The following is a 19,357-nucleotide window of genomic DNA, read 5'->3' on the forward strand; positions in this document are numbered from 1 at the left end:
CGGACGGCTTCGCCGCCGTCCTGCCGCTCTGCGGCGGACACGTGACCCTGGTCGCCGAGGTCGCGGCGGAGCACGTCGGAACGGAGGACGCGCTGCCGGTCTGCTGCCGGGTCGTCCCGCAGGAACCGGTCGGCGGTGCGCAGGGACAGCGCCATGATCGTGAGCGCGGGGTTCGCGATGACGGCACTCGGGAACACCGAGTTGTCGCAGACCCACAGGTTCGGCACGTCCCACGACCGACCCGCCGGGTCGACGACGGACGACCCGGCGTCGGAACCCATGCGCGCCGTCCCGATCGTGTGGGCGGTGCGTTCGAGCACCCGGACGTCGGTCCCGCCGGCGGCCTCGACGATGGCGGTCATCGTGCGGACGGCGTGGGCGCGGATCGCGTCCTCGTTCGAACCCGGCGAGAACGTCACACGGGCCCGCGGCACGCCGTGCTCGTCGAGGTCGTCGGAGAGCACGAGCCGGTTGTCGTCGTACGGCAGGCACTCGGCGTTGATCCCGACGCCGGCCGTCCGCGGGTAGTCGCGCATGGCCTTGACGAGCTCGGCACCGCGCAGCCCCCCGCCACGGACCAGGGTGGTCGCGAAGGTCAGCGGCTGGACGCCGAGGCTCTGGATCAGGTACCCACCGGCGAAGTCGGCGTCCGCGGGCCGGACGAAGTCCTCGGTGATGATCGACGACGGGTAGCCGCGGTACGACCGCATCGACTCGTCGAAGGTCGCCCACACCTGGGTCGCCCCGTGCGCCGTGAAGTTCCGACCGACCTGGCCGCTGCTGTTGGCCAGCCCGGTGTGCAGGAGCAGACGCGGCGTCTCCACCCCGCCCGCGGCCAGCACGAGGGACCGGCACCGCTGGCGGCGCTCACGGCCGTCGCGCGTGTAGAGCACGGCGCACACCCTGCCGTCGGCGTCGAGCTCGATGCCGTGCACGAACGACTCCGGACGGATCTCCGCGCCGAAGGCGACGGCGGCGGGCAGGTAGGTCGTGTCCATCGACACCTTCGCCCCGTTGCGGCAGCCCTGGTGGCACGACCCGCAGGACACGCACGCCTGGCGCAGCCCGTGGTGCTCCTGCACCCGGTCCTCGGTGGTCAGGGCGACCGGTGCGTCCGTCGCGGTGATGCCGAGCGCCGCGGTGCCGCGCATCATCATGTCCGACGAGGCGTTCCGCGCGGGCGGACCCATCCGGTACCGGCGGTCCGGGTCCCACGGGTAGTGCGCGGGGCCGGCGACGCCGACCTCGTGCTCGACGCGCTCGATGTACGCGGTGAGCTCGGCGTGGTCGATCGGCCAGTCCTCGCCCTGCCCGCTCTCGGTGCGCAGACGGAGGTCGTGCGTGCTCGGGCGCGGGGTGAAGGCACCCCAGTGCAGGGTGGAGCCGCCGACGCCGGTCCCGCTGTTGTTCGGACCGAAGGCCGTCGGAGCGGCACCACCGCTGATGCGTTCGTCCATCCAGTTGATGTCCGCCGGTGCCTCGACCTCGTCGGGCGTGTGGTCGCCGGGCTCGGTGTTCCGACCAGCCTCGAACGCGACGACGCTCAGGCCCTCGCGGGCGAGGCGAGCGGTCAGCGGGGCGCCGCCGGCACCCGTCCCGACGACGACGACGTCGACGACCTCGTCGTCCTGGTGGTGGCGCTGTGCGTCGAGTCTCATCGTCCTGCTCCCTCGGGTTCCCACGCTTCCCGCTGCCCGGCTCCGAGCAGCTGGAAGCCCTGCTTCCGGACGCCGTCGCCACCGTTGGCGAAGCCGTCGTAGTCGATCTCGGACATCGTGGCGGGGTGGGCGAGCCACTGCTTCACGAGGTCCACGCTGGCGTCCTCGAACCAGACGCGCAGCTGTTCCGCCCCGAGCGGGCCGTCCGACCGGTACCGGCCGGCGGCGACGTCCTCGAGCACCGCGGGCAGGTCGTCGGAACCGACCGTCGCGAGCACGTCCAGCGCGCCGCGGTAGGCGTCGGCGTCCTCCGGCATCCCGTCGGGCCGCCATCCGTCGCCCTGCCCGGCGGCGAGCTGACGGTCGACACGGAGCGCGACGTCCACCTCTCCCGGCCCTGCCTGCGGGACGACGATCCGAGCCACCGCCCGGAGCACGTCGAGCTGCTGCGGGGACAGGGCGTCCGGCGTCGCGGCGGGGTCGTCGGGCAGCGCACGCACCGCGAGCACGCCCCGGGTCCGAGCACTCACCCGCGGCGAGGCGATCACCCGGGCCTGGTCGGCGGGGACGACCGGTCCGTGGGCGACACGCCGCTCCCAGAAGCTGCGCACGAGCGCGGCGACCTCCTGCGGGCGCTCCCACGGCAGCAGGTGCGCGGCGCCCGGTACCTCGTGCAGCTCGGCGGCGGGCCAGTGCGGCATTGTGAGGCGACGCTGCGCTCCGGCCGCCAGGTCGCCGTCCTCGGCGCCGGCGAGCACGAGCGCCGGGACGGGGTTCGGCTCGGCCGTGGTCGACCAGTCCTCCCGACTACCGCGGAGCAGCCAGTCGCGCCAGGCGCGCGGGTCGGTGCGGCGCACGTCCTGGACGGCCTGCTCGTGCCGGTCCGGGGACAGCACGTCGGCGGTGTTCGCGTCGACGAACTCCGCCGCGTGGTCCGGCTCGATCGGCCCGTCCGCGGCCCACGAGAGCATCGCGTCGCGGCGGTCCTCGTCCATCGGCTCGGGAGCGAGGGGCGAGGCGGCGAGGAGGACGACGGCGCGGAGCCCGAACAGGCCGTTCGCGCCCGAGACCGTGCGGTCGGCGACGACCGTCGCGACCTTGCCGCCCATCGAGTGGCCCACGATCGCCCACTCGGTGGCGCCGCTCGCACCGATCGCCCGCTCGACGAGCACGGCCATCTCCTCGACGGTCGTGCCGCCGGAGGCGGGGCTCCGCCCGAAGCCCGGCAGGTCGATGCCGACGAGGTCGAGGGTGCCGGCGAGCTCGGAGCGGAGGAGGGCGAACTCCTCCGAGCTCGAGCCCAGCGCGTGCAGGCAGAAGGCGGTCGCTGTCATCCTTCGTTCCTACCGTCCGGATCGCGCGGGACCCAGGCTCCTGTACCCCTGCGACGTACCCCGGCGGGCGATGTCAGGAGGACGTGCGCGGTTCGTAGACCGAGAGGAGCATCGCGGCACCCAGGCGAGCCACCCGTGCGGGCTGCGCCGACCGCTGCACCGCGGACTCCACCCGGGCACCCTCGACGAGCAACGAGAGCGCCTGCGCCACGTGCGACGGCACGCCGGCACGCGTGCAGAGCTGCGTCAGGTGTGCCTCGACGTCGGCGAAGTGCGCTCGCGCGAGCTCGGCGATCGCCGGGTCGGTGCGCCCGAGTTCCGCGTGCCCGTTGATGAACGCGCAGCCGCGCCAGCCCTCGTCGGCGAAGCACTGCTCCAGGTACCCGAACACCCCGAGGACCTCGTCCCGCGGATCGTCGGCGTCCCGAGCGATGCCGTCGAGTGCCCGTCGCCACGCGCCGTGCCAGCGCTGGAGCACGGCGATGACGAGCTCCCGCTTCGACGGGTACGCGGCAGTGAGCTCGTCGCGCGTGAGTCCGGCCTCGTCCGCGACGTCGTCGAGCGTCACCGGGGTGACGCCGTGCCGTGTGAACAGGGTGTCCGCCGCGGTCGACGCCCGGCGTTGTGCCGGGGACTCACGGACGGTGGGGGTCAGGGTGAGGAGGGTCATGTGCCTTCTGCAGGGTCGGGACCGCGGGTGGCGCGAGCCTACTGGCCCGACACGCGAGCGGCGTCGAGGGCCTCGGCGAGCAGGGCTCGCATGTCGATCGGCTGCGTCGGTGCGTCGGCGGCGGCCGACCGTCGGACCGGCAGCACGGTGTCGGCTACCGAGTGGTCCGCCCCGGGCAGCGCGCGGGTCCCGCGGGAGAGCCGCGACCCGCGGATGCCGAGTTCGTTGCGCGGGATGCTCATGCGGACAGTCCCAGCAGGATCGCTGCGGACGCGGCGACGGTCACCGAGAGCAGACCGGTCGACACCGCGGCGATCTGGAGGCCACGCTGTCGGCGGGCCTCCACCACCTCGGCGAACCGCGGGGTCGTGCGACCGATCCCGGCGGCGCGGGCGGTGGTGGGTCCGGTGTCCAGGTCGGTGGCGATGATGGTCACGGTCGTCGTCCTCGGGTCTCCGGGGGGCCGGCCGATCCGGCACCCGTCCACCGAGGACGCTAGGAGACCGCGGCGCCGGGCGGACGCCGACCGGGCGACGACGACGAAAGACGGACGTCCGGCAGTCCTCGTCCGACGATCTCCGGACATCCCTGCTGTGCGGACCACGTCGTCCACCCCCGGACCGGGGACACCGGTGTCCGGACAGCGCCGCGTCCGGCGGACAGAATGCACGGGACCCATGAACCCGATCACGCCGCCACGCATCGACGTCGAGACCCAGAGCTCCGACCTCGACGAAGCCCGCGACTTCCTCGCGACCGCCTACGCGGGGAACGAGTGGAGCGCCGACGCGACCGGACAGCCGTTCGCGTTCCGCTACTCGGCGGTGGGGGACGCCGCGATGTCGCTGCGGTCGATCCGCTTCGACGGCCACCTCGAGGGCGTCATGACGCCGTCCGACGACTTCGTGGTGCAGTGGACGACCCGCGGCACCGCTGCGATCGGGTCGGGAGACGCCCGGATCGTGATGGAGCCCGGTCGACCGCAGCTCTGGCCGCAGCAGGGCGCCGCGTTCTCGTACGACGACTACGACCAGCGCATCGTCCAGGTCAACCGGAGCGCCCTCGAGGAGGTCGCCGGTGAACGCGGGACCGCGCCCGGGCAGCTCGTGCTCGACCACACCGTCCGACCGGACGAGCGGGCGATGCGCGTCTGGCGGAGCAGCGTCCAGCTCATCTCGCACACCGTCCTCGACCGCCGTGCCTCCCCGCTGCTGCAGGCCGAGATGGGTCGGCTCGGGGCGCTGGCACTGCTGGAGCTGTACCCGATCGTCAGCGCCTCGCTGCCGGACGAGCTGCTGCTCCCCCGCAACGCGCACGTCCGACGAGCCGTCGAGTACGTCCACGAGCACGCGCACCTGCCGATCACGAGCACCGACCTGGCGCGGGTCGCGTCACTCAGTCTCCGCGCCCTCCAGACGGCGTTCCAGCGGACCTTCGAGCTCTCGCCGAACGCGTACATCCGACAGGTCCGGCTCGACCGCGTGCGCGAGGCGCTGCTCGCCGGCGACCCGGCGACGACGAACATCGCCGAGGTCGCGCGCGAGTGGGGGTTCGCCCACGCGGGCCGCTTCTCCGCGACCTACCAGCAGCGCCACGGCGAGTACCCGCGTCAGACCCTGCGCCGATCCGGCCGTCAGCGCGCGTAGGCGTCGACGAAGAGCGCTCCGCGGAGGTCCCGCAGGGTGTCGACGAGCCGCTCGATCGTGCGCCCGGAGATGCCGGACACCTCGAGGTCGTACGGACCGAGCGCCGGCAGGCGGCCGGTGCGGATCCGTACGACCTCCCACCCGACGGCGCGGACGGCACGGTCCTTCCGCCGGTCGGTCTCCTGCCGGGGTCCGACGTGCTCGAGCCCGTGTCGGCCCGTGCTGTCGTACTCGATCGCGACGCGCAGCTCCGGGAGCACGATGTCCGGCCAGGCCTCGACGTGGTCGAAGAACGGGCGGTCGAGCCGGATGGCCGTGTGGTCGAACGTGAAGGCGAACCGGTCGCGCAGCGCCTGCCGCAGGTCGGCCTCGACCGCCGACGCCGGCGCGGGGGCGCACACGCTCGTGAAGGAGTCGCCCGACGGGACCCTCGGGGTCTTCGTGCAGATCGACCGCGGGACCGGCTGCGACGACCGTGCACCGCTCGCCCGTGTCGAGCGTGCGCCCGACCGTCCCGCAGCACGAGCCCCCGATCGGGACGACGCCACCGCACCGGTCGGCACCCGGCCCACGCCGGGGACCGGGCCTCGCCCCGGAGCCGACGGGAGCGTCCGGCGGCCGCTGACCCGCTCCGCCCGCTGCGGCGGCGGGACCGCTGCCGGCCAGTCCTCGGGGAGCACCGGCCACCGCTGCGGTGCCGCCTGCAGGTGGCACTCGGGGCACCAGACGGACCGTCGGCGCTCCCGCCCGGGTCGCGACCGCTGCTCGGCAGGCGTTGCGACGAAGACGTGACCGACGTCGCACTCCCACGTCAGCAGGACCTCGGCCGCGGGCGGCACCTGCGTGAGCACCACGCCGTGGTTCCACTCCGGGTGGTACTGCCGCACGAGCACCGGGTACGACGCCCACGCCGAGCGGAACTCGCCGACGGCGTACGGTACGGCGGTGCCCCGCGACCACTGTCGCCGTCGCCACCACGCGTCCACCGGTTCGACCACGCCGTCACCGTAGGGAGCACCACCGACACCGCGGATGCCGAACCGTCGGGCGCCCGGGCCGGGTCAGCCGTCGAGCGCGTTCCGGACGTACCCGACGACCGCGTTCGCGTGCCCGTGGCCGAACCCGTGCTCGTCCTTCAGCCAGGCCACCACCTCCGCGTGCCGGTGCCCGTCCAGCTGCTCGGCGACCAGGTCGAGCCAGTCCTGCACGGGGCGCCCGTAGGTCCGCTCGATGCTCGGGAAGTACGAGGCGGGGCCCTTCGGCTTCGACCCGTCCTCCGGCGGCTCCGGAGCGGTCACGCGGCGTGTCGTCATGGCCGCCAGGGTAGCCGTGGTCGCAGGAGGTGCGGACGCCGGCGCCGCCGCCGTGGCCTCAGCGGAACCCGTCGTCCCGCCGGCTGCGGTGCAGGGTGTCGCTCGGGTGCTCGCCGAAGCGGTCGGCGTACGCGGCGGCGAACCGACCGAGGTGCGCCCACTGCCACCGGCGCGCGACGTCGGCCACCAGGAGGTCCCCGCCGGACGTCTCGAGCTCCCGTCGGGCACCGTCGAGCCGCTCCGCCCGGAGCCTGGCCATCGGCGACTCCCCGAACCGACGGTGCATCGCGTTCTGCAGTCCCCGCTCGCTGATCCCGACGGCGTCCGCGATGTCCCGGAGCGTGACCGGCTGGTCGGCGTGCGCGCGGATCCACTCCGCTGCGCGCGCGGCGGAGCCACGGCCGGTCGGCGCGACGGCCGGCAGGACCGGGAAGGCCGCCACGACGGCGTCGGCGATCTCCGCGTTGATCGTCTGTCGGACGGCGTCGGCGAGCGCGGCGTCCATGACCGGTCCACCGTGCGCACGGATCACGGCACGCAGGGCCCGCCGCGCGGACTCGTCCGGGGACTCAGGCGCGAGGACCACCGGCCCGGTCGGCAGGTGTCCCCTGCGCACGAGCGCGCGACGGAGCACGCGGTCCGACAGGTGGACCATCGTGATCGTGCGGACGTCCGCCGTGAAGGCGTAGCGACGCGAGGCGGTGAGCAGGACCGGTGCACCCGGCTGCACGGCGAGCGGGTCGCCGCCGTCGAGGTCCTCGATGGTCGCACTGCCGTCCCCGATCCAGAAGACGATGTGCTCGTCGCGCGGCTGCATGACGCCGGCCCGCGTGCCCTGGACCTCGGCCCGGCGGACCGAGACCTCGGCGTCGCCCGCGCCGAGGTAGCGGAAGGTGTCGAGCGCGCTGTCGATCCCGCCGGCGGTCCCGTAGATCTCGTCGAGTTCGTCACCCCGGTGCTCGCTGACCGCCTCCACGCGGAAGCGTCGGAACGTGGGGTGCTCCGTCCCTCGTGCCTGCCCAGTCACGATCGCATGGTCTCAGGACCGGCGGCCGGTGTGCGCTTCCCGGACAGCGTGTCACGGTGTCGGAGTCGCCGTCCGTGCACCTCCGGACGGCCGAGGGCGGACGGCGGACGGCGGACGGCGGACGGCGGACGGCGGAGCGTGCGGACGGGTCACCACCGGATGCGGGCGAACTCCTCGCGCAGTCGCCGCGCGCGACCGGGGTGCACCTGCTCGACCCAGCCGATCCGGCCGAGCAGGTGCGCGCGGAGGTCGGGGTGCCCGGCGCGGTCCTGCGATGCCGGGCCGTGGACGACGCAGTTGTGCAGGACGGCGTGCAGCCGGTCGACCTCACGGCGACCGGGCGACGGCCGCTCGTTGACGACGACCCCCGTGACCGACTGCCGGCTCCCCCGCCTCCGGACCCGGCTCTTGCGGGGGTTGAGCCGGTACCCCTGCTCGGTCACGATCCGCTCGACGCCGCGCAGGAAGGCGTCGGGTCGGGCGGCCAACCGGTGGTCGCCGCTGAAGGTCAGGTCGTCGGCGTAACGGGTGTACCGGGCACCGGTCGCTCCCGCCCAGCCGGCGAGGCGGGCGTCGAGGTGCCGCAGCGCCGTGTTGGCGAGGGCCGGCGACGAGGGCGCGCCCTGTGGCAGGTGGGCGACGGCGAGGGCCTCGCGCAGCGCGGCGCGTTCCTCGGGACTCCCGCCGGCGGGCATCGCGGTGAGGACGTGGGGCGGGACCCGGTGGGTGCAGAGCCCGGTCAGGACGTGCGCGAGCGGTTCCGCGTAGCCGGCGGACCGGAACACGCCGTAGACCGTCGGGGCGGTGACGCTGGCGAAGAACGTGGTCAGGTCGGCGCTGAGCACGACGTGCTGCCCGGTGTGCACCGCGGCGCCGGTGACGACGCTCCGTCCCGCCACGAACCCGTGGGCGGCGTCGTGCACCGGGAGCCGGACCAGCAGGCCGTCCAGGACGGTGCGCTGCGTCCGGCGGAGCAGGTCCATCGGCTTCTCGAGCAGGCGCGGTACCCGTCCGGGCCGGACCACCCACTCGTGCCGGACGTGGTGGAGCGGACTGCCCGCCGGGGCGTGCCGGTTCCACGCCCGGGTGTCGGCGAGCCAGAGCAGCCGACCGACGGTGACGTCGAGCGCCCGGGCGAGCTCCGGGAGCGTGTCGACGAGCAGCGGGCTCTCGGTTGCGGGGCGTGCGCGGACGGCGGTGACCGGACGGGCGAGCACGCGGACCGGACGCCGGGCCTCGCGGGAGCGGTGCAGGGCGGCGAGCCGGGGCGCCGCGGCGAGCACCCGGGCGAGCTGGCGGGGTGCGTCGACGGGCGGTCGCGGGTAGGTGTCGAGCGCCGCCCCGACGGCTCGTCCCACGTAGGCGCGGTCGACGCCGACCACGGCGTAGCCGGCGGCGGTCAGGTCGTCGACGGCCCACGAGTCGGCGGTGAGGAAGGCGTCGGCGAGCGCCGTCGCCACGACCTCGAGGGGCGTGGGGTTCCCGGAGGACCCGTCGGTGCCTCCGTGCGGCGTCGCGCGCGGAGCGCGCCGTCCCGCTCGGGGCGTGTCGTCCTGCTGGTCCTGCGTGCCCCGGGGTGACCCCGGAGAGGTCGACGCGTCGCGCGCGTCGGCCGCCTCCCCCGGGAACTCCACGCGGTCACCCTACGGCGAGCGACCGACGGACGGGAGGCGCGCGGCCGGGCAGCCAAGCGCCTCCCGTCCGGCTCCTGTCCCGCTAGCGGCGTGGGCGGCCGAGCAGGACCGTGCCGACCACCGCGGCGATGCCCGCCCAGACGAGCGGACGCGTCACGCGGCGGCGCTTCGCCACCCAGCCGCCGTCGGTGGCGTTGTGGGCGTCGGCGGGCTCGTACAGGTTGCCGTCGCTCGGCACGCCCTTGCCCCGGAGCGCGAACGTCTCCACCATCGGCTTCGTGATCTTGTGGAACAGTCCCGGGAACACGTACTGCAGCGGCACGAGCGACGCCTGGATCCGCCCGACGAAGCGGTAGCGCTTCGGGTGCAGCGCGGCGCGGACGACGGCCCGACCGGCGCGCTCGACCGACACGGTGGGCGGCAGGGGGTGCGAGGTCTTGCCGGTGTAGTTCGCCCCGTTCTGGTAGATCGGGGTGTCGATCGTCGAGGGGAGCAGGGCGGTGAACCGGATCCCGGTGCCCGCGTACTCGTCGCCGAGGACGTCGACCAGACCGAGTGCGGCGTGCTTGCTCGTCACGTACGCCGACTGGTACGGCGCGGAGAGCAGCGACTGGATCGACCCGACGAGCACGTACGTCCCCGTGCCGCGCTGCTTCCAGTGCGGCAGCAGCGCGGAGATCGCGTGGAGGTGCCCGTACAGGTTCGTGTCGACGACGCGCTTGAACGCCTTCGTCGGGGTCTGCTCGAAGAGCCCGTAGACGAAGAGCGCCGCGTTGCCGACGAAGACGTCGATCCGGCCGAACCGTGCGGTGGTGGTGGCGACGAGGTCGCGCACGGCGTGCTCGTCGGCGACGTCGGTCGGGATCGCGACCGCCTCGGCGCCGAGTGACCGGCACTCGGCCGCGGCGGCCTCGAGGCTGTCGTGGCTGCGAGCGGCGAGCACGAGGGTGGCCCCCTGTCGGGCGAACTCGTGCGCCGCGGCCCTCCCGATGCCGCTCGATGCTCCGGTGACGACGACGATCTTCCCGCGGAACCGTTTGGTCATGACCTCGTTGCTACCCGCGACCGGCTGCGACGACGCCCAGGCCGGGTGCGGTTGCCCCACGGCTTCCCGGACGTGCCCGGGGGTGCGACGATGGGCGCATGCCGAAGGACGAGCTGACGATCGAGGAGGCGACGGCGATCGCCGAGCACGCCCGGTCCGGGGCGCTCCCGCTCGGGGACCCCGAGGTCCGCCGCGTCGTCGAGCAGGCGAACCGGACGCTGGTCCGGGCGCAGATGTGGGGCGAGGACCGCAGCCCGAGGCTCCGCCGTCGTCGGCGGTGGCTCGCCGCGGGCGCGCTGGTGATGGTGCTCGTCTGGGTCGCCGGGCTGCTCGTCCCCCTCGCCTTCCGTCTCGGCCTCTGAGACCGGCGGTCGACCGTCGCGCGAGCGCAGGCGCGACGACCGATCGTCGTGTGAGCCGCGTCGCGTGAGCGCGGCTCAACACGCCCGGCCCTCGGAGTGGGGTTGCCCGGAACACCCCGTCCGGGTTGACTCGACCGCGTGACGAGCACCGCGGACCGCCCCTCGTCGACGCCGACGTGGACGATCAGCGTGCGCGACGACACCGGTCCGATCGTGCTCGGCGGCCTCCGGACGTCGTGGGCTCCGCTGGCGAAGCAGACCATCATCGCCGCGCTGATCGTCGGGGCTGCCGTGGGGAGCACCTTCTCCCCGTGGCTCGAGGTCACCGACGCCCCGCTGATGTGGAGCGGGGTCGCGATCGCCCTCCTCGGTCTGGTCTTCGCCGCCGTCGCCGTGCGCTCGTCCGCGGCGATGCGGGTCGAGCTGCTCGTCCCCGCGATCGACTTCTTCGCGGTCGGCTTCCTGCGCTACGGCACCGGCGACGCCGCCTCGGTCTTCACCGCGATCGTGGTGCTGCCCGTGGTGTGGGTCGCCGCGAACCCCGGGCGACGGCACGTGGTGTGGCCGGTGCTCGGCACGACCGGCACGCTGCTGCTGTCCTACGCGATCTCCCCGACCGAACCGCGGCCGAGCGAGCTCGTGCGGCTGTTCATCGTCGTGTTCGTGTTCGGGGCGACGGCTGCCGTGACGAACGAGCTCGCGCGGCAGGCCGGCCTCCAGCTCGCCGCGGTGCAGCGCCGGCGTCGTGTGGCCGAGGGCGAGATCGACCGCGCGGCCCTCGTGCAGCAGTCGCTCCTGCCGACGACCGCCGCGGGGCTGCCCGGGGAGCTCCGCGCGGTGGGCGTGTGCATCCCCGCGCGGACGGTCGGCGGCGACTTCTACGACTGGTTCCCCACCCCCGGCGGCGCCGCCTTCACCCTCGGCGACGTGATGGGCAAGGGCGTCGGCGCGGGCATGATCGCCGCCGCCGTGCGCTCGCTCATCCGCAGCACCGTCGACGAGTCCGACCCCGCGGTCGCCGTCCGCCGCGCCGCGACCGGGCTCGCGACCGGGACGTCCGACCTGACCAGCGGACAGTTCACGACGTGCTTCCACGTGCGGGTCGACCGTGACGGGCACGCCCGGTGGGTGGACGCCGGGCACGGGCTGACGGTGCTGCGGAGCGTCGACGGCACCGTCCGCCCGCTGCGGTCGGCGCACCTGCCGATCGGTGTCGGCACGAGCTGGACCGCCGAGGACACCGTCCTCGAGCCCGGCGACGTCATCGTGGCCGTGAGCGACGGCGTGCTCGACCTGTTCGGCGGCGACCTCGACTCGCTCGACCGCTTCGAGGCGTGGGTGGCGGAGCGGGACCACCCGCAGCAGGTCGTCGACGGCATCGCCGAGCTCGCGCACGCCGACGAGCACCCCGACGACGTCACCGTGCTGTGCGTCGGCTACGTCCCCTGAGCGGACCGACCCCTCGTCGCGACCGCGGTCCGGCGCGCGTGTCCCTCGAAGTGTGGACTGGTCACCGGACCGATCACGGGTGATGATCGTGCGTCCCGTCCACCGACGGGCCAGAGAACAGGGATCCCCCGGATGCTGCACGACCACACGCCGACCGACGCCGCCCACACCGTCGACCGACGCCGCTTCCTGGCGCTCGGGCTGGGCAGCGCCGCAGCCACGACGGCCGCCGTCGGAGCGGCACTGACGCCGGACGACCACGCCGCGGCGGCCACCACGACGTCGTCCGGAGGGGTGCTCCTCGCCGCTGACGAGTTCGACGGCGCCGCCGGCAGCGCCCCGAACCCGGGGATCTGGCGGTTCGACACGGGCACCGGCGGGTGGGGGAACGCCGAGCTGCAGACCTACACCGACTCGCGACGGAACAGCGCGCTGGACGGCGCGGGCAACCTCGTCATCACCGCGCGACGCGAGCCCGACGGCACGTACACCTCCGCGCGGCTGAAGACCGAGGGCACCTTCACCGCGCAGTACGGCCGGATCGAGGCACGCATCCGGATCCCGCGCGGGCAGGGGATCTGGCCCGCGTTCTGGATGCTCGGCGCGGACATCGGGCAGGTCGGATGGCCGGCCTGCGGCGAGATCGACGTGATGGAGAACGTCGGGTACGAGCCCGGTGTCGTGCACGGCACCGTGCACGGACCCGGCTACTCGGGAGCGCAGGGGCTGTCGGCCGCTGCGACCCTGCCGAACGGTGCGGCCTGGGCGGACGCCCACCACGTCTTCGGGGTCGATTGGCGCCCGGGATCGGTCACGTGGCTCGTCGACGGCGTCGCGCAGCGCACGGTCACCCGGGCCGACGTGGGGACGTCGCCGTGGGTCTTCGACAAGCCGTTCTTCGTGCTGCTCAACGTCGCCGTGGGCGGCACCTGGCCCGGGTCGCCGGACGCGACCACGCGGTTCCCGCAGCAGATGCTCGTCGACTGGGTGCGGGTCTGGCAGCAGGCCTGACGGCGAACGGGACCTGCTGGGCGAGCCCGCCACGCTCCTCCCGCCCGTCCAGTGCTCAGCGCCTCGCGCGTGCCAGCAACCAGAGGTACGTCGCGTGGCCGACCAGCGCCAGGCCGAAGAAGACCGCGGCGACCGCGTAGACGCGGTCGAGCTCGCCCTGGCCGATGACGAGCATCACGACGCAGAACACCACGGCCGCGGCGAGGACGCCGACCTGGATCGTCGACCAGATGCGGCGGAAGCGGGGCATGCCGGAGTCGTCCACGGCCCCATTCTGCCCGACCGGCGCGACGGGCCCGGGTCGCCGCGGCCTACTTCTCCGGGTCGTGGCCCCAGTTCATGAGCGAGTACCGCCACTTCGAGTCGTGGGAGTCGCCCTTCGGCTCCTGCTTCGAGTGCCGCGCCACGTAGCCGACGACCTTCCGCATGTGGGCGTAGTCGTCGTCGGTGTAGTCGCCCTGCTTCTTCTCGAGGATGCGGACGATGTGCCGCCCGCTCTCGTGCCCGGTGGACTCGCCGCCGCCGTCGGACTTCTGTCCGACCTCCTTCGACTCGTCCGTGTCGAGCCACTTCCGCAGTTCGGACGCGGTCATGTTCACCGCGTCGGCGAAGTCGTCGCGCGTCTGCTTCTCGTCGTGCTGGTCGTCGCTCATGGCGGCCAGCGAACGCGCCGGGCCTGGGTGTCCACGCAGCGCTGCGTGTCCCCCGTTCCGGTGCGCTGATCGGACGCCGCTCCGCGTCCGTCCAGCACTGGTCGGGTTGTGTGTCCCCCGAACACCCCCACGACAGGAAGCGAGAGCAACATGCGCGCAGTGGTCTGGCACGGCATCGGGGACATCCGTCTCGACGAGGTCCCGGAGCCCACCATCCAGCACCCGGAGGATGCGATCGTCCGGATCACCCGCAGTGCGATCTGCGGCACGGACCTGCACTTCGTCCGCGGCACCATGGCACCGATGGAGGAGGGCACCATCCTCGGGCACGAAGCCGTCGGCGTCGTCACCCAGGTCGGTGACGCCGTCCGCGGGTTCAGCGCCGGGGACCGCGTCGTCATCAACTCGACGATCTCGTGCGGCGCATGCCGGTACTGCCGGATGGGCAAGACCGCGCAGTGCGACGTCGCGAACCCGAACGGCCCGCAGGCCGGCACGAGCTTCTTCGGCGGCCCGCAGTCGACCGGGCCGGTGAACGGTCTGCAGGCGGAGTACGTGCGCGTGCCGTACGCCCGCAACACGATGCACCCGCTGCCCGAGAACGTGAGTGACGAGCAGGCGATCCTGCTCTCCGACATCTTCCCGACCGGCTGGTTCGGCGCCGAGCTCGCCGGGGTCACCCGCGGCGACGTCGTGGTCGTGTTCGGCGCCGGCATCGTCGGCCAGTTCGCCGCCGCCTCCGCCTACAAGCTCGGCGCAGCCCGCGTGATCGTCGTCGACGGCGAGGAGACCCGGCTCGCCGCGGCGCTCGCGCAGCACTGCGAGGTCGTCGACTACAACCGCGAGGACCCGGTGCAGGCGATCATGGACCTGACGAACGGCATCGGCGCGGACGCCGTGATCGACGCCGTCGGCGTCGACGCGGAGCGCCCGAAGCAGGGCCCCGCAGCGGTGTCCGACGAACAGGCCCAGCAGTTCGACGCCGAGGTGCAGCAGGTCGCGCCAGACGCCTCGCCGGACGGCTTCGGCGAGCAGCAGCAGTGGAAGCCCGGTGACGGCCCGTCGCAGGTCGCACAGTGGGCGGTCGCGTCGGTCGCGAAGTACGGCCGCATCGGCATCATCGGCGTCTACGGTCCGACCGCACAGTCGTACCCCATCGGCGAGGCGATGAACAAGAACCTGACGATCCGGATGGGCAACTGCGACCACCACTCGGTCACCCCGCCGCTCATCGACCTGGTGGCATCGGGGCAGTTCGACCCGACCGCGCTGATCACCGAGCACGAACCCATCGGCGACGCGATCGCCGCGTACGAGGCATTCGACCGCCGCGAGCCCGGCTGGGTCAAGGTCGAACTGGAGGCGACACGATGACCACCGCACCGAGCGACCAGTACGCCTTCGGCGACCCGCGCAGCCGCTACCCCGACGTCTCTCCGGAGCCGCAGACCCAGGACGAGCCAGGCCTGCAGTCGCAGATGACCCCCGTCCCCGACCTCGGCGAGTCCAGCTACCGGGGCACGGGGCGCCTCGAGGGCCGGAAGGCCCTCATCACCGGAGCTGACTCGGGTATCGGCGCCGCCGTGGCGATCGCCTTCGCCCGCGAGGGGGCCGACGTCGTCCTGGCCTACCTGCCCGAGGAGCAGTCCGACGCCGACCACGTGATCGAGCAGATCGAGGCGGCCGGGCGGAAGGCGGTCGCGGTCCCCGGTGACCTGCGCGACAAGGCCTACGCGGGGCAGCTCGTCGAGCGCGCCGTCGCCGAGCTCGGGGGCATCGACGCGCTGGTCAGCGTCGCCGGCAAGCAGCGGTGGCAGCCCGACCTGCTCGACATCACCGACGACCAGTTCGAGGCGACGTTCGACGTCAACGTGTTCGGGCTCTTCCGCCTGGTGAAGGCAGCCCTGCCGCATCTGCAGCCGGGGTCGACGGTCACGACGACCGCGTCCATGGAGGCCTACCAGCCCGCGCCGGACCGCCTCGACTACGCGGCGTCGAAGGGCGCGATCAACAACTTCTCCAAGGGGTTGTCGCAGCTGCTCGTCGAGCGCGGCATCCGGGTCAACATCGTCGCCCCGGGTCCGACCTGGACCGTCCTGCAGCCGAGCGGCGGCGTCGACCCGGAGTCGCTGCCCGAGTTCGGCAGCAGCGAGTCGCCGATGGGCCGCGCGGCCCAGCCCGCCGAGCTCGCGCCGGCGTACGTGTTCCTCGCGTCGCAGGAGTCGAGCTTCGTAGCCGGCGAGACCCTCAACGTCAACGGGGGCATGGTCACGCCCTGACCCCGGACCGCCTCGGCTCGTGGAGCGGACACGCTGCTCCCCGAGCGGGAATGCCCGCGCACCCACCGACGTCGAACCATCCACACACCACGCGAAGGAGCACACCATGACCCTCGACCTCCACAAGGGGAACAGCGTCGACACCGAGCGTCACTGCCTGCCGACCAGCACCCTGCACGCCCTGCACGACGACCAGCAGGAGCAGACGTTCGGACGCTGGCTCGGCCAGATCAACGGACAGCGCTGAGCGCGTTCGCTGCGCGCTGACGGACGGGAGGCGCGGTGCCGGCTGGCACCGCGCCTCCCGTCCGTTCGTGGTCACGCCGGACGCCGCCGGTCACGGCGAGACGCCGTCACGTCGGCGCGGCGCTGCTAGGTTGCAGCTGTGTCGTGGGGTCGGTGGTGGTTCGCGCTGCAGGCGTCGGGCGGCGCCGTCTGGTGGCTGCTGGTCCCCACCGTGCCGATCGTCCGGACCGCGACGCTCGGCTCGCTCGACCCCGTGCCGGTCGCCGCACTCGACGTCCCGCTCTTCGTCGTCGCCTCGGCACTGGCCGCCGCGGGCCTCCGCTGGTCCGCCGTCGTCGCCACGGGGTGGACGGTGCTCGTGCTGCTCGGGACGGCCGCCTGGGCGACGGTCACCCGTGAGGCGGGCTGGGGTGTCGTCGCGATGACCGCAGCGACCGTCGGCTCCGTCCTCGCGCTGTGCCACGTGCTGCTCGGGCGGGTGCCGACCGAACTCGTCACGTCGGGTCCGCTGCGCTTCCGGACCGCCGACCCGGACGCGGGACCCGTCCGGCACCTCCTCGGGACCGCGGTGCAGATCGTCGTGTTCTGGGGGCTCTTCCTCGGCGTCCTCCCGCTGCTGATCGCCGCCGCCGAGACCCGGTGGCGGCTCCGTCCCCCGCTGCCCGACGCCGTCGTGCAGGTGGTCAGCGGGACCGGTCTCGTCGTCTTCGTGCTGGCGAGCCTGCTCGGCCTCGCCTCGGCAGTGTCGATGTCGACGCGTGGCGGCGGGACCCCGTTGCCGTCGGCGATGCCCAACCGGCTCGTGGTCGCCGGCCCCTACCGGGTGGTGCGGAACCCGATGGCCCTCGCCGGGCTGACCCAGGGCGCTGCGGTGGGGCTCGTCGCGGCGTCCTGGACGGTGCTCGTCTACGCGGTCGCGGGCTCCGTCGTGTGGAACTGCGTCGTGCGCCCGCTCGAGGAGCGCGACCTGGAGCAGCGGTTCGGTGACGACTTCCGCCGCTACGCCGCAGCCGTCCGGTGCTGGGTGCCGCGGTTGCGCCCGGTACCGCGGAGCTGAGCGCGCGCCACGGGACGCAGCACGAGCGCGCGAACCGGATGGTCCGCCCGTCCGCGTCCGGAACACGACCGGACCCGCCGGGTGCCCCGGAGCGCGTGCAGTGTGGACGGAGCCGTCCGACCGGGCGGCACCCCGCTCGCGCAGACCCGCCGGCGAGGACGGCCGGCGGGACGACGCGGGAGGTGCAACGGGTGCGATCGAGACTCTCCGACCTGCACGAGGAACCGGGCGAGTGGCACCGGCGTGGGCTGCGTCACCCGGACGAGATCGCGTCCCTCGTGCACACCCGGCTGCTGGAGAACGTCCCGGCCGACCCCGCGTACCGCGACTTCTTCTCCGCCGAGTGAGCGTCGTGCGTTCCTCCGCTCAGAGCTCCCGGAGCATGCGGCCGGCGACGGCGTCGTTCCAGGACGTGGTGGCCCCGACCTCGGTCGCGGTGTGCAGTCCCCCGTGCCCGTCCTCCAGCCCGCACCGCCACCGGTCGAACACGCTCATGCAGAGCGTCCGTGCCGTGCGCACCGCGCCGGCGACGGGCCGCTGCGGCGCTGCGTGGCGGAGCGGACGCTGCGGCGTCCTGTCGCCGAGCGGGTCCGTGGTCGCGTCGTCGGTCGGCTCCGGTTCGACAGCGGGCAGGGGGGTCGTGGTGGTGTCGTCGTGCATCTCACCAGTGGGACGTCACGAGCAGCGGATCCGTCACGAACTGACGCACCCGACACCACGCGGGCACTCCCCGCGCTGCCGGTGCATGCTCGGTGGAGACCGGTCCACCGACCGGCAGCCCGAGTCGGACGGAAGGCGGGGATGAGCGACGGCACCGCGCTGCAGCACGCGTCCGACGCGACGCTCGTGGCCCGCGCGGCCGACGGCGACGTGCTGGCCTTCGAGGTGCTCGCCCGCCGGCACGGACCGCTGATGCGCGTCTACGCGGAGCAGGTGCTCGGCTCCAACGTCGAGTCCGACGACGTCGTGCAGGAGGCCTTCCTCACGGGGTGGCGGAAGCTCGCGGACCTCGAGGACGCCGAGCGGTTCCGCCCCTGGATCATGCAGATCGTCACCCGCCGGGCCCTCGACCGTCTCCGGCGTCGACGTCACCACGACGACCTGGACGACCACGACGAGGCGGCCGACCCGTCGCAGGCCCCGGAGCGTACCGTCGAGACGCGCATGCAGCTCGACGCGATGTGGGCTGCTCTGGACCGGATGCCGATCGACCAGCGTCGGTGCTGGCTGCTCCGGGAGACCGCCGGGTACAGCTACCAGCAGATCGCCGAGGAACTCGAGCTCCCGACGTCGACGGTGCGGGGCCTGCTCGCACGGGCGCGACGGTTCCTCGCCGCGGAGATGGAGGGATGGCGATGACGACCGACGACCTCCCCCTGCCCGACGACGACCTCGACGGCCACACGATCGAGGAGATCGCGGACTACCTCGACCGCGGTCGGGACCCGATCGACCCGTCCATCGAGGGCTCGGCGGTCTGCCGACTCGCGATGACGAACATGCAGCGCCTGCGCGAGCTCTCGCTCGGCGCGCTCGAGCAGCGCGCCGGTGCCGAGCCCGACCGGGAGACCGCCTGGGTCGACCGCTTGCTGGGAGCGATCCGCGCCGAGGTGCGGCCCGGTCGCGACGTCCCGGTCGCCCACCCCGATCCGCGCCTGCGCCTGGCGGTCACCGAGGCGGCCGTGCGCGGACTCGTGCGCCGTGCCGGCGACACGATGGGCGGCGTCGTGATGGGCCGCTGCGTGCTGCGGGGCGACGTGGAGGAGCCCGGAGCCGCGGTCAGCATCGACGTGACTGCCGGGCTCGTGTACGGCGGGTCGGCCCCGGAGACCGCCGAGCGCCTGCGGGTCACCGTCGCCGAGGCCGTCGAACGGCACACCGAGCTGCGCGTCGAGGCCGTCGACGTCCACTTCGACGACGTCTACCTGCCCTGACGACCACCGCCTGCCCGACCGGCGGCGAGACGACCCACC

General features: G+C 73.7%; 24 protein-coding genes. 11 read left to right on the forward strand and 13 right to left on the reverse strand.

Going from position 1 to position 19,357, the window contains the following annotated elements; translation table 11 throughout:
* From M3677_RS06470 to M3677_RS06490, 5 genes are all read right to left on the reverse strand, one after another.
* Positions 1-1,658 (reverse strand): GMC family oxidoreductase (locus tag M3677_RS06470; protein ID WP_251160078.1); only part of this gene is annotated, 1,658 nt, incomplete at its 3' end.
* Positions 1,655-2,992: an alpha/beta fold hydrolase gene (locus M3677_RS06475; protein WP_066653998.1), complete on the reverse strand. Its 1,338-nt coding sequence runs from the start codon at positions 2,990-2,992 to the stop codon at positions 1,655-1,657. The genes M3677_RS06470 and M3677_RS06475, both read right to left, overlap by 4 nt.
* A 73-nt stretch (positions 2,993-3,065) precedes the next feature.
* A complete protein-coding gene (locus M3677_RS06480) occupies positions 3,066-3,662 on the reverse strand; it encodes a TetR/AcrR family transcriptional regulator (RefSeq protein WP_066653996.1) in 597 nt (198 codons plus the stop codon).
* 38 nt (positions 3,663-3,700) lie between these two features.
* A complete protein-coding gene (locus M3677_RS06485) occupies positions 3,701-3,904 on the reverse strand; it encodes a hypothetical protein (protein WP_066653993.1) in 204 nt (67 codons plus the stop codon).
* A complete protein-coding gene (locus tag M3677_RS06490) occupies positions 3,901-4,098 on the reverse strand; it encodes a hypothetical protein (RefSeq protein ID WP_066653991.1) in 198 nt (65 codons plus the stop codon). The genes M3677_RS06485 and M3677_RS06490 overlap by 4 nt, the downstream gene beginning before the upstream one ends.
* A gap of 241 nt (positions 4,099-4,339) precedes the next feature.
* On the opposite strand from M3677_RS06490, the gene M3677_RS06495 reads away from it, so the two are divergent.
* On the forward strand, positions 4,340-5,308 hold the full coding sequence (locus M3677_RS06495) for an AraC family transcriptional regulator (RefSeq protein ID WP_251160079.1): 969 nt from the start codon (positions 4,340-4,342) through the stop codon (positions 5,306-5,308).
* Here the strand turns inward: M3677_RS06495 and M3677_RS06500 are convergent.
* From M3677_RS06500 to M3677_RS06520, 5 genes are all read right to left on the reverse strand, one after another.
* Complete coding sequence (locus M3677_RS06500) at positions 5,296-6,306, reverse strand: hypothetical protein (RefSeq protein WP_251160080.1); 1,011 nt, start codon at positions 6,304-6,306, stop codon at positions 5,296-5,298. The genes M3677_RS06495 and M3677_RS06500 overlap by 13 nt on opposite strands.
* A gap of 63 nt (positions 6,307-6,369) precedes the next feature.
* The gene (locus M3677_RS06505) at positions 6,370-6,621 is read right to left on the reverse strand and encodes a DUF4287 domain-containing protein (protein WP_066653985.1); all 252 of its coding nucleotides are present in this window, start codon (positions 6,619-6,621) and stop codon (positions 6,370-6,372) included.
* A gap of 58 nt (positions 6,622-6,679) precedes the next feature.
* Positions 6,680-7,648: a helix-turn-helix transcriptional regulator gene (locus tag M3677_RS18350; protein WP_144411287.1), complete on the reverse strand. Its 969-nt coding sequence runs from the start codon at positions 7,646-7,648 to the stop codon at positions 6,680-6,682.
* A gap of 149 nt (positions 7,649-7,797) precedes the next feature.
* Positions 7,798-9,282 carry a reverse transcriptase family protein gene (locus M3677_RS18355; protein ID WP_066653981.1) on the reverse strand — a complete coding sequence of 495 codons (1,485 nt, stop codon included), beginning with the start codon at positions 9,280-9,282 and terminating at the stop codon, positions 7,798-7,800.
* Positions 9,283-9,364: 82 nt separating this feature from the next.
* Positions 9,365-10,327, reverse strand: coding sequence for an SDR family oxidoreductase (locus tag M3677_RS06520; protein ID WP_066658122.1), 963 nt, complete (start codon positions 10,325-10,327; stop codon positions 9,365-9,367).
* A gap of 98 nt (positions 10,328-10,425) precedes the next feature.
* On the opposite strand from M3677_RS06520, the gene M3677_RS06525 reads away from it, so the two are divergent.
* The 3 genes from M3677_RS06525 to M3677_RS06535 all read left to right on the forward strand — a co-directional run bounded on the left by M3677_RS06525 (position 10,426) and on the right by M3677_RS06535 (position 13,149).
* Entirely contained in the window at positions 10,426-10,689 is a 264-nt protein-coding gene (locus tag M3677_RS06525) for a hypothetical protein (protein WP_251160081.1), read from the forward strand.
* A gap of 138 nt (positions 10,690-10,827) precedes the next feature.
* The gene (locus tag M3677_RS06530; RefSeq protein ID WP_251160082.1) at positions 10,828-12,138 is read left to right on the forward strand and encodes a PP2C family protein-serine/threonine phosphatase; all 1,311 of its coding nucleotides are present in this window, start codon (positions 10,828-10,830) and stop codon (positions 12,136-12,138) included.
* 132 nt (positions 12,139-12,270) lie between these two features.
* Positions 12,271-13,149, forward strand: coding sequence for a family 16 glycosylhydrolase (locus tag M3677_RS06535; protein WP_251160083.1), 879 nt, complete (start codon positions 12,271-12,273; stop codon positions 13,147-13,149).
* 55 nt (positions 13,150-13,204) lie between these two features.
* Here M3677_RS06535 and M3677_RS06540 read toward each other — a convergent pair whose 3' ends face one another.
* Together M3677_RS06540 and M3677_RS06545 are read right to left on the reverse strand one after the other, a co-directional pair.
* The gene (locus tag M3677_RS06540) at positions 13,205-13,414 is read right to left on the reverse strand and encodes a hypothetical protein (RefSeq protein WP_126892263.1); all 210 of its coding nucleotides are present in this window, start codon (positions 13,412-13,414) and stop codon (positions 13,205-13,207) included.
* 46 nt (positions 13,415-13,460) lie between these two features.
* Entirely contained in the window at positions 13,461-13,802 is a 342-nt protein-coding gene (locus M3677_RS06545; protein ID WP_066653974.1) for a DUF3140 domain-containing protein, read from the reverse strand.
* A gap of 150 nt (positions 13,803-13,952) precedes the next feature.
* Between M3677_RS06545 and M3677_RS06550 the strand changes: the two genes are divergently transcribed.
* The 5 genes from M3677_RS06550 to M3677_RS06570 all read left to right on the forward strand — a co-directional run bounded on the left by M3677_RS06550 (position 13,953) and on the right by M3677_RS06570 (position 17,731).
* Entirely contained in the window at positions 13,953-15,176 is a 1,224-nt protein-coding gene (locus tag M3677_RS06550; RefSeq protein ID WP_209682923.1) for a zinc-dependent alcohol dehydrogenase, read from the forward strand.
* On the forward strand, positions 15,173-16,081 hold the full coding sequence (locus tag M3677_RS06555; RefSeq protein WP_066653970.1) for an SDR family oxidoreductase: 909 nt from the start codon (positions 15,173-15,175) through the stop codon (positions 16,079-16,081). Before M3677_RS06550 ends, M3677_RS06555 begins: the two co-directional genes overlap by 4 nt.
* A gap of 106 nt (positions 16,082-16,187) precedes the next feature.
* A complete protein-coding gene (locus tag M3677_RS06560) occupies positions 16,188-16,328 on the forward strand; it encodes a hypothetical protein (protein WP_158407748.1) in 141 nt (46 codons plus the stop codon).
* A gap of 138 nt (positions 16,329-16,466) precedes the next feature.
* Complete coding sequence (locus M3677_RS06565; RefSeq protein ID WP_066653968.1) at positions 16,467-17,384, forward strand: isoprenylcysteine carboxylmethyltransferase family protein; 918 nt, start codon at positions 16,467-16,469, stop codon at positions 17,382-17,384.
* Positions 17,385-17,575: 191 nt separating this feature from the next.
* Complete coding sequence (locus M3677_RS06570; protein WP_158407747.1) at positions 17,576-17,731, forward strand: hypothetical protein; 156 nt, start codon at positions 17,576-17,578, stop codon at positions 17,729-17,731.
* A gap of 19 nt (positions 17,732-17,750) precedes the next feature.
* Here the strand turns inward: M3677_RS06570 and M3677_RS06575 are convergent, their stop codons facing one another.
* On the reverse strand, positions 17,751-18,044 hold the full coding sequence (locus M3677_RS06575; protein WP_209682927.1) for a hypothetical protein: 294 nt from the start codon (positions 18,042-18,044) through the stop codon (positions 17,751-17,753).
* Positions 18,045-18,185: 141 nt separating this feature from the next.
* On the opposite strand from M3677_RS06575, the gene M3677_RS06580 reads away from it, so the two are divergent.
* Both M3677_RS06580 and M3677_RS06585 read left to right on the forward strand, forming a co-directional pair.
* On the forward strand, positions 18,186-18,743 hold the full coding sequence (locus M3677_RS06580) for an RNA polymerase sigma factor (protein WP_066653961.1): 558 nt from the start codon (positions 18,186-18,188) through the stop codon (positions 18,741-18,743).
* Positions 18,740-19,318 carry an Asp23/Gls24 family envelope stress response protein gene (locus tag M3677_RS06585; protein ID WP_144411286.1) on the forward strand — a complete coding sequence of 193 codons (579 nt, stop codon included), beginning with the start codon at positions 18,740-18,742 and terminating at the stop codon, positions 19,316-19,318. The genes M3677_RS06580 and M3677_RS06585 overlap by 4 nt, the downstream gene beginning before the upstream one ends.
* Positions 19,319-19,357 lie beyond the last annotated feature (39 nt).

The sequence above is a fragment of the Curtobacterium sp. P97 genome (assembly GCF_023712445.1).
Classification (GTDB): Bacteria; Actinomycetota; Actinomycetes; order Actinomycetales; family Microbacteriaceae; genus Curtobacterium.

Excerpts from the sequence above, each read along its gene's own strand:
- M3677_RS06475 (WP_066653998.1), bottom strand. The coding sequence starts at position 2,992 with ATGACAGCGACCGCCTTCTGCCTGCACGCGCTGGGCTCGAGCTCGGAG.
- M3677_RS06480 (WP_066653996.1), bottom strand. The coding sequence starts at position 3,662 with ATGACCCTCCTCACCCTGACCCCCACCGTCCGTGAGTCCCCGGCACAA.
- M3677_RS06485 (WP_066653993.1), bottom strand. The coding sequence starts at position 3,904 with ATGAGCATCCCGCGCAACGAACTCGGCATCCGCGGGTCGCGGCTCTCC.
- M3677_RS06495 (WP_251160079.1), top strand. The coding sequence starts at position 4,340 with ATGAACCCGATCACGCCGCCACGCATCGACGTCGAGACCCAGAGCTCC.
- M3677_RS06505 (WP_066653985.1), bottom strand. The coding sequence starts at position 6,621 with ATGACGACACGCCGCGTGACCGCTCCGGAGCCGCCGGAGGACGGGTCG.
- M3677_RS06520 (WP_066658122.1), bottom strand. The coding sequence starts at position 10,327 with ATGACCAAACGGTTCCGCGGGAAGATCGTCGTCGTCACCGGAGCATCG.
- M3677_RS06525 (WP_251160081.1), top strand. The coding sequence starts at position 10,426 with ATGCCGAAGGACGAGCTGACGATCGAGGAGGCGACGGCGATCGCCGAG.
- M3677_RS06535 (WP_251160083.1), top strand. The coding sequence starts at position 12,271 with ATGCTGCACGACCACACGCCGACCGACGCCGCCCACACCGTCGACCGA.
- M3677_RS06545 (WP_066653974.1), bottom strand. The coding sequence starts at position 13,802 with ATGAGCGACGACCAGCACGACGAGAAGCAGACGCGCGACGACTTCGCC.
- M3677_RS06550 (WP_209682923.1), top strand. The coding sequence starts at position 13,953 with ATGCGCGCAGTGGTCTGGCACGGCATCGGGGACATCCGTCTCGACGAG.
- M3677_RS06555 (WP_066653970.1), top strand. The coding sequence starts at position 15,173 with ATGACCACCGCACCGAGCGACCAGTACGCCTTCGGCGACCCGCGCAGC.
- M3677_RS06560 (WP_158407748.1), top strand. The coding sequence starts at position 16,188 with ATGACCCTCGACCTCCACAAGGGGAACAGCGTCGACACCGAGCGTCAC.
- M3677_RS06575 (WP_209682927.1), bottom strand. The coding sequence starts at position 18,044 with ATGCACGACGACACCACCACGACCCCCCTGCCCGCTGTCGAACCGGAG.
- M3677_RS06580 (WP_066653961.1), top strand. The coding sequence starts at position 18,186 with ATGAGCGACGGCACCGCGCTGCAGCACGCGTCCGACGCGACGCTCGTG.
- M3677_RS06585 (WP_144411286.1), top strand. The coding sequence starts at position 18,740 with ATGACGACCGACGACCTCCCCCTGCCCGACGACGACCTCGACGGCCAC.